A 12,597-nucleotide genomic window follows, 5' to 3' on the forward strand; every position below is an offset into this window, starting at 1 on the left:
GGACAGAGGACGGGGTGGTGGGGCGGGCAGAGGACGGGGTGGTGGGGCGGGTCATGAAGTCAGTCTGGGAAAGGGGCGCTTGCCTTCCCAGGTCCAATCCCGGCAGATTGGTCCGGCGATGGAGCCAATCGAATCCCTTCCCCCTCCCCCCGCCCTCGACGTCCTGGTCGCGCGGCTCGGGCGCTGGTCCGCCGGGCGCGGGCCGCTGTACCTGCTGCTCGCCGCCCGGCTGCGCCGGCTCATCGACGAGGGGGTGCTGCCCCCGGGCACGCTCCTGCCGCCGGACCGGCGGTTCGCGACGGCCCTGGCCGTGGGCCGTACGACGGTGGTCGCCGCCTACGACGCGCTGCGGCGGGAAGGGCGGCTCGTACGGAGGCAGGGCAGCGGTACGCGGGTGGCGCCGGCCGCACTGTCGGCGAGGCGGCTCCGGTCGGCGGGGGCGGGGGCGGGCGCGGGTGCGGGAGTGGGGGCGGGTGCGGGGGCGCCCCGGGTGCGGGAGACCTCGAACCCGCTCTTCCTGCACCTCCTGGAGGCGCCGGACGACGTGATCCTGCTGAGCTGCGCGGCCCCGGACCGGGCGCCGGACGCGCTGGCGGAGGCGTACCGCTCCCTCGAACTGCCCGTCGGGGACCTCGGCTACCACCCGGCCGGGCTCGGGGCGCTGCGCGAGGCGGTGGCCGCGCGGTACGCGGCGCGGGGCGTGCCGACCGGTCCCGACCAGGTCCTGGTCACCACCGGCGCCCAGCAGGGGCTCGCGCTGCTCGCGCGGCTGCTGCTCGCCCCCGGGGACGGGGTCCTGGTGGAGGCGCCGACGTACCCGGGGGCGCTCGACCTGTTCCGGGAGGCGGCGGCCGTGCCGCTGCCGGTGGCGGTGGGCCCGGACGGGGTCGACGTGGCGGAGGCGGTGCGGCTGATGGAGCGGCACCGTCCCGCCCTGGCCTATGTGGTGGCCCGCTTCCAGAACCCGACCGGGACCGTGCTCCCGCCGCTCGCGGGGCGCCGGCTGGTGGAGGCGGCGAACGCGCTCGGGGTGCCGCTCGTCGACGACGAGGCCCTCTCCGACCTGGCCTTCGACGCCGGGGCGCCGTGGACGCCGCTCTCGGCGTACGGGGAGGTGGTCGCGGTCGGCTCGCTCAGCAAGGTGGTGTGGGGCGGCCTCCGGATCGGCTGGGTACGCGGACCGGCCCCGCTGATCGCCCGGCTCGCCCGTCTGAAGGCCCTGCACGACCTGGGCAGCGACGTCCCGGCCCAGTTGGCGGCGGTCCGGCTCCTGGACGGTTTCGGGCCGGTCCTGGAGGCCCGCGTGCGGACGGTCCGGGCGGGCCACGACCACCTGCGGGCCGAGCTGGCCCGGCTGCTGCCGTCCTGGTCCTGCGCCCCGGCGGCGGGCGGTCAGACCCTGTGGGTGCGGCTCCCGCACGGCGACGGCGTCTCCTTCGCGCAGCTCGCCCTCCGGCACGGGGTCGCCGTCCTGCCCGGCGCCACCGCCGACGCCCTCGGCGGCAGCGTCCGCCACCTGCGGCTGCACTTCCTGGCGGCCCCGGAGGTGCTGACGGAGGCGGTGCGGAGGCTGGCGGCGGCCTGGGCGGAGTACACGCCGGGTCCCGAGCCGGTGCGGGCGGCCCTGCACGCGATCACGCTGTGACGGCCGGGGCCCTGCTTCGGACGGGTCCCGGGGCGTGTGCCGAAAGTCCCGCCTGCCCTTCGGGCGGACGGCACTGCTTTCGGCACAGGCCCTAGGGCCGCTTCGGCTCCGGCGCCGCCACGCCCAGGACCCGGTCCTTGAGGGCCGGGAACTCCTCGCGGGTCGCGGCGACCCGGCCGGGGTCGAGTGCGACGCGCAGGACCTCCTCGCCGGGCCCCGCCTCCGCCAGGACCTCGCCCCAGGGGTCGACCACGATCGAGTGCCCGGCCTGCTCGATGCCGGCGTGGGTGCCGGCGGTGCCGCAGGCGAGCACGTACGCCTGGTTCTCGACCGCGCGGGCCCGCGCCAGGAGGGTCCAGTGGGCGCGGCGGCGGGCGGGCCAGCCGGCCGGGACGACGAAGGCCTGGGCGCCCGCGTCGACCAGGCCGCGGAAGAGCTCGGGGAAGCGCAGGTCGTAGCAGGTGCCGACGCCGACGGTGAGGTGCGGCAGGTCGACGGTGACCAGGTCCTCCCCGGCGGCCATGAGGACCGCCTCGCCCTCGTCGAAGCCGAAGCGGTGGATCTTCCGGTAGGAGGCGGCGAGTTCGCCGTCGGGGGAGAGGACGAGCGAGGTGTTGTAGAGGGCGCCGGCCTCCGCCTCCACGAAGGAGCCGGCGTGCAGCCAGACCCCGGCGTCCCGGGCGGCCTCGGCCATCGCCCGGTGCGTGGGGCCGTTCAGCGGCTCGGACCCGGCGGCGAAGAGGTCGGACGCGAAGGCGCCGACGGTCCACAGCTCGGGGAGGACGACGAGGTCGGCGCGGCCAGATTCCGCCCGTACGAGACGTGCCGCGCGGGCACGGCGGGCGTCGACCGGTTCGTCCGGGTCTACCGCGATCTGGATCAGCGAGGCGCGCACACTACCACCGTCCTGGCATTCGAGCCGTCAACACCGGCCTACGATCGTCACACGAAAGCACTGCCGGGGTGCCTTCGGGCAGCGTAACTTAGCGTCCGAGCCTCCCACCCAGTCGTGTTATTCAGCCCGCGCACCGAAGAACCGCCGAGGGGTCCCGTGACCGTCCATCCCAGCCTCCAGAACCACGCCGACGCCTGGACGCACTCGATCGAGGCGATAGCCGAGCTGGTGCAGCCGCTCGTGGAGGGCGAGTGGAACCGGCGGACCCCCTGCCCGGGCTGGTCGGTGCGGGACGTCGTGTCGCACGTCATCGGCATGGAGACGGAGATGCTGGGCGACCCCCGGCCGATCCACTCGCTGCCGCGCGACCTCTACCACGTGCGCAGTGACTTCGCGCGCTACATGGAGGTCCAGGTCGATGTGCGGCGGCACCACACGGCGCCGGAGATGACGTCGGAGCTGGAGTACGTCCTGATTCGCCGGGCCCGGCAGCTCCGCAACGAGAACCGCTCGCCCGACCATCTGATCCGGGCCCCGCTGGGCGCCGAGCAGACCCTGGAAGTGGCCTACCGGATGCGGGCCTTCGACGTGTGGGTGCACGAGCAGGACCTGCGGACGGCGCTCGGGGTGCCGGGGAACCTGGACTCGCCCGGGGCGCACGTGGTCCGGGACGTGCTCCTGGAGGCGCTGCCGAAGGTGGTCGCCAAGGACGCGGGCGCGCCGGCGTCCTCGGCGGTGGTGTTCGACGTGACCGGCCCGGTGGAGTTCCTGCGGACGGTGCGAGTGGACGCGGAGGGGCGCGGGTCGATCGACGGCGCGCCCTCGCTCGGCCCGGCGGCGACGCTGGCGACGGACTGGGAGACGTACGTGCGGCTGGCCTGCGGCCGGGTCCGGGCGGCCGACGCGGCCGACCGGATCAAGGTGGAGGGCGACGAGCGGCTGGCGCGGGCGATCCTCGACAACTTCGCGGTGACGCCGAACTAGGGCCTGTCCGGCGGGTCAGGGTCGGACAGGCCCTGGCCGTGCGCTACACGGGTACGTGCACGGCCTCCACGCGGCTGGCGACGAGCCGTTCGCGCTCCCGGCGGTGGGTGCGGGCCTTGAGGCGCAGGATCTGCGCGACGCCGAGGGCTTCGAGGACGAAGACCGAGGAGAACGCGATCCGGTAGTCGTCGCCGGTCGCGTCGAGCAGCACGCCGACGGCGAGGAGCGTCGTCATCGAGGCGACGAAACCACCCATGTTGACGATGCCGGAGGCGGTGCCCTGACGCTCCGGCGGGTTGGCCGGGCGGGCGAAGTCGAAGCCGATCATCGAGGCGGGACCGCAGGCCCCGAGGACCAGGCAGAGGGTGACGAGCAGCCACATCGGGGCGTGGTCGCCGGGGTACGCGAGGGTGGTCCCCCACAGCAGGGCGGTGGCCGCGACCGTGCCGAGGGCGAGCGGGGCGCGGGCCGCGTGGTGGCGGGCGATGATCTGCCCGTACGCGAGGCCGACGACCATGTTCGAGAGCACGACCAGGGTGAGCAGCGTCCCGGCGGTGGAGCGCGAGAGGCCCTGCGCCTCGACGAGGTACGGCAGTCCCCACAGGAGCAGGAAGACCATGGCCGGGAACTGGGTGGTGAAGTGCACCCACATGCCGAGCCGGGTGCCGGGCTCGCGCCAGGACTCGGCGATCTGGCGGCGCACGTAGGCGGCGCCCGCGTGCGGGGCGGGCCGGGGCTCGTACCCCTCGGGGTGGTCCTTGAGGAAGAGCAGCAGCAGGACGAGGACGAGGACGCCCGCGAGGGAGCTGCCGACGAAGGTGGTGGTCCAGCCGAGGCCGTGCAGGGCGCGGGCGACGACGACGGTGGAGACCAGGTTGCCCGCCATGCCGAAGAGGGCGGCGACCTGGCCGATGAGGGGGCCGCGCCGGGCGGGGAACCAGCGGCTGCCGAGCCGCAGGACGCTGATGAAGGTCATGGCGTCGCCGCAGCCGAGGAGGGCGCGGGAGGCGAGGGCCGTGCCGTACGACGGGGAGAGCGCGAAGCCGAGCTGGCCGACGGTGAAGAGGACGACGCCGAGGACCAGGACCTTCTTGGTGCCGAGCCGGTCGACCATGAGGCCGACGGGTATCTGCATGCCGGCGTAGACGAGCAGCTGGAGGATGGAGAAGGTGGAGAGCGCGGAGGCGTTGACGTCGAAGCGGTCGGCGGCGTCGAGTCCGGCGACGCCGAGCGAGGTCCGGAAGATGACGGCGACGAAGTAGACGGCGACGCCGACGCCCCAGACGAGGGCGGCGCGGCGGCCGCCGGGCGGGTCTCCGGGGAGGGTGACGGCGGAGCCGTATCCGTTGCGGTTGCTCACCGGTGCTCACCCCGCACCAGGACCTTGACCCAGCTGAGGTGCTGGCGGACGCAGTGCGCGGCGCCCTCGGCGTCGCCGGCCTTGATGCGGTCGAGGATCTCGGCGTGCTCGGCGATGTTCTTGGCGACGCGGTCGGGCTGGGACTGCATCACGGCGACGCCCATGCGCAGCTGGCGGTCGCGGAGCTGGTCGTAGAGCCGGGCGAGGATCTGGTTGCCGGCGTGCTGGACGATCTCGGCGTGGAAGCAGCGGTCGGTGACGGCGACCTCCGCGAGGTCCCCGGCCCCGGCCCGCCGCTTCTGCTCTTCCAGGAGCTCTTCGAGACGGGCGATCAGGGCGGCGGGGGCGGGCACGGCCCGGCGGACGGCGAACTCCTCGACGAGCAGCCGGGTCTCGACGACGTCGGCGATCTCCTGCGCGGAGACGGCGAGGACGAGGGCGCCCTTCTTCGGGTAGAGCTTGAGCAGCCCTTCCATCTCCAGCTTGAGCAGCGCCTCGCGGACGGGGGTCCGCGACACCCCGACGGCCGTGGCGAGTTCGCCCTCGGTCAGGAGGGTGCCCCCCTCGTACCGCCGGTCGAGTACGGCCTGCTTGACGTGCATGTAGACGCGGTCGGCGGCGGGGGGAGCGGAAGACATGGACACAGCATAGATACAACAGGGGTACAACAGAGAGCCCCGTCCGCATGATGGACGGGGCTCCGCCTGTCACCTTCTCGCCGGTTTCACGTGAAACCGTGCAAGTCGGGCCTCACTCCCGGGTGACCGCGCCGGGCATCACGCCCAGGTGACCGCGCCGGGCATCACGCCCAGGTGATCAGCCGCTTCGGCTGTTCCAGGATCGCGGCGACGTCCGCCAGGAACTTGGAGCCCAGCTCGCCGTCGACCAGGCGGTGGTCGAAGGAGAGGGCGAGCGTGGTGACCTGACGCGGCTTCACCTTGCCCTTGTGGACCCACGGCTGGAGCTTGATCGCGCCGACCGCGAGGATCGCGGACTCGCCGGGGTTGAGGATGGGCGTGCCGGTGTCGACGCCGAAGACGCCGACGTTGGTGATGGTGAAGGTGCCGCCCTGCATCGCCGCCGGGGTCGTCTTCCCCTCGCGGGCCGTGGCGACTAGCTCGCTCAGCGACTTCGAGAGCTCGGGCAGCGTCTGGGCGTGCGCGTCCTTGATGTTCGGCACGATCAGACCGCGCGGGGTGGCCGCGGCGATGCCCAGGTTCACGTAGTGCTTGAGGACGATCTCCTGCGCCGCCTCGTCCCAGGCCGCGTTGATCTCCGGGTTGCGCTTGACCGCGACCAGGACGGCCTTGGCGATGAGGAGCAGCGGGTTGACCCGCAGGCCCGCCATGTCCTTGTCGGACTTGAGCTCCTCGACCAGCTTCATCGTGCGCGTGATGTCGAAGGTCACGAACTCGGTGACGTGCGGGGCGGTGAAGGCCGAACCGACCATCGCCGCCGCCGTGGCCTTCCGTACGCCCTTGATGGGGACACGGGTCTCCCGGGCGCCGGACGGCGCGGCGGGCGCCTCCGCGGCGGGTGCTGCGGCGGGAGCGGCGACGGGCGCCGGCGCCTGGGCCGGGGCGGCCGGAGCCGGGACCGGGACCTCGACGGCCGGTGCGGGCGCCGGGGCGGCGGCCGCGTGGACGTCCTCGCGGGTGATGATGCCGTCCGGGCCGGTCGGGACGACCGTCGCCAGGTCGACGCCGAGGTCCTTGGCGAGCTTGCGGACCGGCGGCTTGGCCAGCGGCCGGCCGGCCCCCGCCGCGTGCCCGTTGAGCTGCTCGGGCACGGAGACGGCGACGGACGCCTGCGGTGCGGGGGCGGCCTCCCCGGCGCCCTTGCGGGGGCGGCGCTTGGTGGAGCCGGCGGCCACGCCGTAGCCGACGAGGACCGGCTGACGGCCCTGCGGCTCGTCCTCCTCCTCGGCGACCGGTTCCGCCGGTACGGCCTGGGCCGCGACGGACTCGGTCACCGGGGCCGCCGGGGCGGGGGGCGCGCCGCCGCCGACGTTCACCGAGATGATGACCTGGCCGACGTCGACCGTCGTGCCCTCGGGGAAGCACAGCTCGTGGACCGTGCCGTCGAACGGGATCGGCAGCTCGACGGCCGCCTTGGCCGTCTCGACCTCACACACGACCTGCCCGTCGGTGACGGTGTCGCCCGGCTGGACGTACCACTTGAGGATCTCGGCTTCGGTGAGGCCCTCGCCCACGTCGGGCATCTTGAATTCGCGGATCGTCACGGTGCTCTCCTCAGTACGCCAGCGAGCGGTCGACGGCGTCGAGCACGCGATCGAGACCCGGCAGGTACTCCTCCTCCAGGCGCGCCGGCGGGTACGGCGCGTGGTAGCCGCCGACCCGCAGGACGGGGGCCTCCAGGTGGTAGAAGCAGCGCTCGGTGATCCGGGCGGCGATCTCCGCGCCGGAGCCGAAGAAGACCGGGGCCTCGTGGACGACGACCAGGCGGCGGGTCTTCTCGACCGAGGCCTGGAGGGTGTCGAAGTCGATCGGGGAGATCGAACGCAGGTCCACGACCTCGACGGACTTGCCCTCCTCGGCTGCGGCCGCGGCCGCCTCCAGGCAGGTCTTCACCATCGGGCCGTAGGCCACCAGGGTGAGGTCCGTGCCCTCGCGGGCGACCCGGGCCTTGTGCAGCTCGCCGGGGATGGCCTCGGTGTCGAGCTCGCCCTTGTCCCAGTAGCGGCGCTTGGGCTCGAAGAAGATGACCGGGTCGTCGCTCTGGATCGCCTGCTGGAGCATCCAGTAGGCGTCGGAGGGGGTCGCCGGGGTGACGACCTTGAGGCCCGCGACGTGCGCGAAGAGCGACTCGGGGGACTCGGAGTGGTGCTCGACGGCGCCGATGCCGCCGCCGTACGGGATGCGGATGACGACCGGCACCTTCACCGCGCCGAGCGAGCGGGCCCGCATCTTCGCGAGCTGCGTGACGATCTGGTCGTACGCCGGGAAGACGAAGCCGTCGAACTGGATCTCCACGACCGGCCGGTAGCCGCGCAGCGCGAGACCGATGGCGGTGCCGACGATGCCGGACTCGGCGAGCGGGGTGTCGACGACCCGGTCCTCGCCGAAGTCCTTCTGGAGGCCGTCGGTGATCCGGAAGACGCCGCCGAGCTTGCCGACGTCCAGGCCCATGACGACGACCTTGGGGTCGGTCTCCAGGGCCGTGCGCAGCGACTCGTTGAGCGCCTTCGCGAGGGGAAGCTTCTGAACAGCCATGATTACTCGGCCTCTCCGTCCGCGAAGGACGCCTGGTAGGCGGCGAACTGCGCGCGCTCCTCGTCGACGAGCGCGTGCCCGTCCGCGTACACGTTGTCGAACATCGCCATGTGCTCCGGTACGGGCATGGCGCGGACGACCTCGCGGACCTGCTTGCCGAGGGCCTCGCTCTCCGCCTCCAGCTCCTCGAAGAAGGCCGCGTCGGCGTGGCCCTCGTTCTCCAGGTACGCCCTGAGGCGCAGGATCGGGTCCTTGGCCTCCCACGCCTCGCGCTCCGCGTCGCGGCGGTAGCGGGTCGGGTCGTCGGAGGTGGTGTGGGCGGCCATCCGGTAGGTGAAGGCCTCGATGAGCGTCGGGCCCTCGCCGCGGCGGGCGCGCTCCAGGGCCGAGCGGGTGACCGCGAGGCAGGCGAGGACGTCGTTGCCGTCGACGCGGACGCCGGGGAAGCCGAAGCCGCGGGCGCGCTGGTAGAGCGGGACGCGGGTCTGCTTCTCGATGGGCTCGGAGATGGCCCACTGGTTGTTCTGGCAGAAGAACACGACCGGGGCGTTGTAGACCGCGGAGAAGACGAACGACTCGTTGACGTCGCCCTGGCTGGAGGCGCCGTCGCCGAAGTACGCGAGCACGGCGGAGTCCGCGCCGTCCTTGGCGATGCCCATGGCGTAGCCGGTGGCGTGCAGGGTCTGCGAGCCGAGGACGATCGTGTACAGGTGGAAATTGTTGCTGTTGGGATCCCAGCCGCCGTTGTTCACGCCGCGGAACATTCCCAGCAGGTTCGTCGGGTCGACGCCCCGGCACCAGGCGACGCCGTGCTCGCGGTAGGTCGGGAAGACGTAGTCGTCGTCCCGCAGCGCGCGGCCCGAACCGATCTGGGCGGCCTCCTGGCCGAGGAGCGAGGCCCACAGGCCCAGCTCGCCCTGGCGCTGGAGGGAGGTGGCCTCGGAGTCGAAGCGACGGGTGAGGACCATGTCGCGGTAGAGGCCGCGCAGCTCCTCGGCGCTCAGGTCGATGTCGTAGTCGGGGTGCTGGACGCGCTCCCCTTCGGGCGTCAGGAGTTGGACCAGCTCGGGCTCCGTCGCTCCCGCCGCGGCGCGCGTGCTCGTCTTCTTGGTGGTGCTCGGGCTCGCGCTTGCGGTGCGCTTGGTGCCGCTGCTGCGTCGCGTCGTCTTGCGCGCGGCAGTGCTCTCCACGGTCACGTGCGTGCTCCTCCGTCGGTCCGGCCCCCGGGTTCGCCGGTGAGGCCAGTGCGGCTCTCCGCCTTATCCGTACCCTTCGCACGGGGTGGGTGCGACGCGGCCGGGGTCGGGCGTGACAAGTGCCCCGGCGAGCGCCCTGTCATAGGCACGTTACCCACAGCGCGGCATTCCCGCGAAACCCCTTTTGACCTGCGTTTTTGCTTGGATTTCCAAGTAAATCGAGAAAAGGGGGAACAGCGGCTGGTCAGCGCGTCGGCAACGGCCTGGAGGGCCGCCGGAACAAGCGGCACGTTATCCCGCGCACCCCGGGCGCGGGAAGAGCCAGTATGTGAGACTGACCCCGTGCGCGAAGAAGGAAAAATCAGGGTATTCCTGCTGGACGACCACGAAGTCGTCCGGCGCGGCGTCCACGAATTGCTCTCCATGGAGGAGGACATCGAGGTGGTCGGCGAGGCGGGCACGGCGGCGGACGCGCTGGTCAGGATCCCTGCGACCCGTCCGGACGTCGCGGTGCTCGACGTGCGGCTCCCGGACGGCAGCGGCGTCGAGGTGTGCCGGGAGGTCCGCTCCCGGGACGAGGACGTCAAATGCCTGATGCTGACCTCGTACGCGGACGACGAGGCCCTCTTCGACGCGATCATGGCCGGGGCCTCGGGATACGTCCTCAAGGCCATCCGGGGGACGGAACTCCTGAGCGCGGTGCGGGACGTGGCGGCCGGCAGGTCGCTGCTCGACCCGGTGGCGACCGCCCGGGTCCTGGAGCGGCTGCGCGACGGGAACGCCCCGAGGGGCGACGACAGGCTCGCCGGCCTGACGGAGCAGGAGCACAGGATCCTGGACCTGATCGGCGAGGGCCTGACCAACCGGGCGATCGGCGAGCGGCTGCACCTCGCGGAGAAGACCATCAAGAACTACGTCTCCAGCCTGCTGTCGAAGCTGGGCATGGAGCGGCGCTCGCAGGCGGCGGCGTACGTGGCGCGGATGCAGGCCGAGAGGCGCTGAACCGTTCCGCTTCGGGACCTACGTCCCGTCCCGAGGGGGCGGGGGCCCCTTTTCGGGCACCCGGTGGTGACGGAGAGTGGAAGCCATGTCCACCGAAGAGATCCGCGCCGTCGAGCTGCTGAACCGCGTGTCGTACGGGCGGGTGGCGGCGAGCATGCGGGCGATGCCCTTCGTCGCCCCGGCCCGGCACGTCGTGGTCGACGGCCGGGTGCTGCTCCGGATGCACCAGGGCCTCGGCCACCACCGCGCCTGCAACGGGGGCGTGGTCGCGTACGGGGCGGACAACTTCGGCTCGGGGGCCGAGCGGATCTGGTCCGTGCAGTTCAGCGGCACCGCGCGGGTCGTCGAGCCGACCGCGGCGGAGCGCGCGGCCTTCGGGCCCGAGCCGGAGCTGGTGGACGGCGAGCCGTTCGTCCCGGTCTACCTGCGGATCGAACCGCAGTTCGTGACGGTGCACGCGCTCGACTACCCGAGCGAAGCCCCCGGGGTTCCGGCTGCGGCCCGTCCCGTACGGCGACACCTCCACCACGTAGCGTGATCTAACATCTGGCGGGTGCCGCGCTCATCTGAAACCCTCCTCCCGCCGACCGGCGCACCGCCACCGCCCCCCGGGACCGCCGCCGCCCCACCGCCCCGGACCTCCACCCCACTGCCCTCCCGGACCGCCGCCTCGCCGCCCTCCCAGGCCGCCACCGCCCTGCCGCCCCGGACCGCTGCCTCGCCGTCTTCCCGGACCGCCGCCGCCCCACCGCCCCGGACCTCCACCTCACTGCCCTCCCGGACCGCCGCCTCGCCGCCCTCCCGGGCCGCCACCGCCCTGCCGCCCCAGGCCGCCGCCTCTCCGCCCTCCCGGACCGCCACCGCCCTGCCGCCCCGGGCCGCCGCCTCTCCGCCTTCCCGGACCGCCGCCGCCCTGCCGCCCCGGGCCGCCGCCGCGGTCCGGTCCGCCGGGGGTGCCGGAGCCCGGCCCACCGGGGCCCGTCCCGGGGGCGCCCCGGCCGCCCGGCTTCCCGGCACCCCGCCCCGACCGCTCGTCGGCGCCCCGACCGCCCCGGTGCCCGGGACCCGGCCCGTGCCGGCCCCCGGCCCACCGAACCCCCCCGGCGTCCCGCCCGTCGACGTCCTGCTGCGCCGGTACCGGCACGCCGGGGAGCCGCTGGCCTGCGTGCCGGTCACCGAGGGGCTGCTCAACCGGGGGTTCCGGCTCACCACCACCCGCGGCACCTACTTCCTCAAGCAGCACCTGGACGCCGCCACCGCCGACCGGGCCACCGTCGCCCGCCAGCACCGCGCCACCCAGCGCCTGCACGCCCTCGGCCTGCCCGTCGCCCCGCCGCTCACCGACGCCCGGGGGCGCACGGTCGCCGTCGTCGGCGGCCACTGCTATGCCCTGCACCCCTGGGTCGAGGGCCGCCACCGGGACGGCGGCCAGCTCTCCACCGGCGGCTGCCGTCGCCTCGGCACCCTCCTCGGGCAGGTGCACACCGCGCTCGACAGGGTCATGGGCGCCCCCGGGGCCGCCGGGGCCGACGGGGCGCCCGGCGGGACGGACGCGGACGCGTGCGCGAGCGCGGACCCCCAGGACACCTTCCGCGCCATCGACGAGCTGATCCGCCTCGTCCGCGCGCACCGCCCCCGCGACAGCTTCGATGTGCTCGCCGAGCACCGGCTCAGGGAGCGCCGCAGGCTGCTCACCCAGCACGCCCACCACCGGCCCCCGGCCGCCTCGGGCGCCGACTGGGTACACGGCGACTTCCACCCGCTGAACCTGCTCTACCGGGGCGCGGAGCCCGCCGCGATCGTCGACTGGGACCGGCTCGGGCTCCGCCCGAGGGCCGAGGAGGCGGTCAGGGCCGCCGCCATCTTCTTCGTACGGCCGGGGGGCGAGCTGGCCCTGGGGAAGGTACGGGCCTACGCGCGCGCGTACCGGCGGGCGACGGGCGCCGACGGCGCCGAGCTGGCGGCGGCGGCGCACCGGGTGTGGTGGGAGCGCCTGAACGACTTCTGGACCCTGCGCTGGCGCTACCAGCTCCACGACCGGAGGGCCGACGCGCAGTTCCCCGCGGTGTCGGCCCTGGCGGTCTGGTGGACCCGCGAGTACGAGGCGGTGCGGGAGGCCTTCGCGGGGTGAGCCCGGCGTTCTCGGAGTGAGCCCGGCCTTCGCGGGGTGAGCTCGGCCTTCGCAGGGGCGAGCCCGCCCTTCGCAGGCGCGAGCCCGCCCTTCGCAGGGGCGAGCCCGCCCGTCACCGGACCCTGCCTGTCCCGAGCCCCGCCGTCACCCC

The 12,597-nt window shown here is 73.9% G+C and carries 11 protein-coding genes; 5 read left to right on the top strand and 6 right to left on the bottom strand.

The annotated features are described in order from the left end of the window. Positions 1-118: 118 nt before the first annotated feature. Positions 119-1,645 carry an aminotransferase-like domain-containing protein gene (locus OO47_RS10705; protein ID WP_051715263.1) on the top strand — a complete coding sequence of 509 codons (1,527 nt, stop codon included), beginning with the start codon at positions 119-121 and terminating at the stop codon, positions 1,643-1,645. A 91-nt stretch (positions 1,646-1,736) separates the two neighbouring features. Here OO47_RS10705 and OO47_RS10710 read toward each other — a convergent pair whose 3' ends face one another. Continuing rightward, a complete protein-coding gene (locus tag OO47_RS10710) occupies positions 1,737-2,540 on the bottom strand; it encodes a carbon-nitrogen family hydrolase (RefSeq protein WP_030206544.1) in 804 nt (267 codons plus the stop codon). 156 nt (positions 2,541-2,696) lie between these two features. Between OO47_RS10710 and OO47_RS10715 the strand changes: the two genes are divergently transcribed. Next, on the top strand, positions 2,697-3,524 hold the full coding sequence (locus OO47_RS10715) for a maleylpyruvate isomerase family mycothiol-dependent enzyme (protein ID WP_030206547.1): 828 nt from the start codon (positions 2,697-2,699) through the stop codon (positions 3,522-3,524). Positions 3,525-3,567: 43 nt separating this feature from the next. On the opposite strand, the gene OO47_RS10720 is transcribed toward OO47_RS10715, so the two are convergent. The 5 genes from OO47_RS10720 to pdhA form a co-directional block, all read right to left on the bottom strand. Further along, complete coding sequence (locus tag OO47_RS10720) at positions 3,568-4,884, bottom strand: MFS transporter (RefSeq protein WP_030206550.1); 1,317 nt, start codon at positions 4,882-4,884, stop codon at positions 3,568-3,570. Next, positions 4,881-5,522: a GntR family transcriptional regulator gene (locus OO47_RS10725; RefSeq protein ID WP_030206553.1), complete on the bottom strand. Its 642-nt coding sequence runs from the start codon at positions 5,520-5,522 to the stop codon at positions 4,881-4,883. The genes OO47_RS10720 and OO47_RS10725 overlap by 4 nt, the downstream gene beginning before the upstream one ends. Before the next feature lie 164 nt (positions 5,523-5,686). Continuing rightward, positions 5,687-7,105: a dihydrolipoamide acetyltransferase family protein gene (locus OO47_RS10730; protein WP_051715322.1), complete on the bottom strand. Its 1,419-nt coding sequence runs from the start codon at positions 7,103-7,105 to the stop codon at positions 5,687-5,689. A 31-nt stretch (positions 7,106-7,136) separates the two neighbouring features. Next, positions 7,137-8,117 (bottom strand): alpha-ketoacid dehydrogenase subunit beta, encoded by a 981-nt coding sequence (locus tag OO47_RS10735; protein WP_030206558.1) that lies wholly within the window; start codon positions 8,115-8,117, stop codon positions 7,137-7,139. A 2-nt stretch (positions 8,118-8,119) separates the two neighbouring features. Next, entirely contained in the window at positions 8,120-9,313 is a 1,194-nt protein-coding gene (gene pdhA, locus OO47_RS10740; RefSeq protein WP_030206561.1) for a pyruvate dehydrogenase (acetyl-transferring) E1 component subunit alpha, read from the bottom strand. Positions 9,314-9,655: 342 nt separating this feature from the next. On the opposite strand from pdhA, the gene OO47_RS10745 reads away from it, so the two are divergent. From OO47_RS10745 to OO47_RS10755, 3 genes are all read left to right on the top strand, one after another. Continuing rightward, positions 9,656-10,315, top strand: coding sequence for a response regulator (locus tag OO47_RS10745; protein ID WP_030206562.1), 660 nt, complete (start codon positions 9,656-9,658; stop codon positions 10,313-10,315). Between the two features lie 85 nt (positions 10,316-10,400). Further along, positions 10,401-10,853 (top strand): pyridoxamine 5'-phosphate oxidase family protein, encoded by a 453-nt coding sequence (locus tag OO47_RS10750; RefSeq protein WP_030206565.1) that lies wholly within the window; start codon positions 10,401-10,403, stop codon positions 10,851-10,853. A 516-nt stretch (positions 10,854-11,369) separates the two neighbouring features. Next, positions 11,370-12,446, top strand: a complete 1,077-nt coding sequence (locus OO47_RS10755) for a phosphotransferase (RefSeq protein ID WP_199812290.1) — start codon at positions 11,370-11,372, stop codon at positions 12,444-12,446. Positions 12,447-12,597: the final 151 nt, after the last annotated feature.

This window comes from Streptomyces bikiniensis, assembly GCF_000716625.1.
Classification (GTDB): Bacteria; Actinomycetota; Actinomycetes; order Streptomycetales; family Streptomycetaceae; genus Streptomyces; species Streptomyces bikiniensis.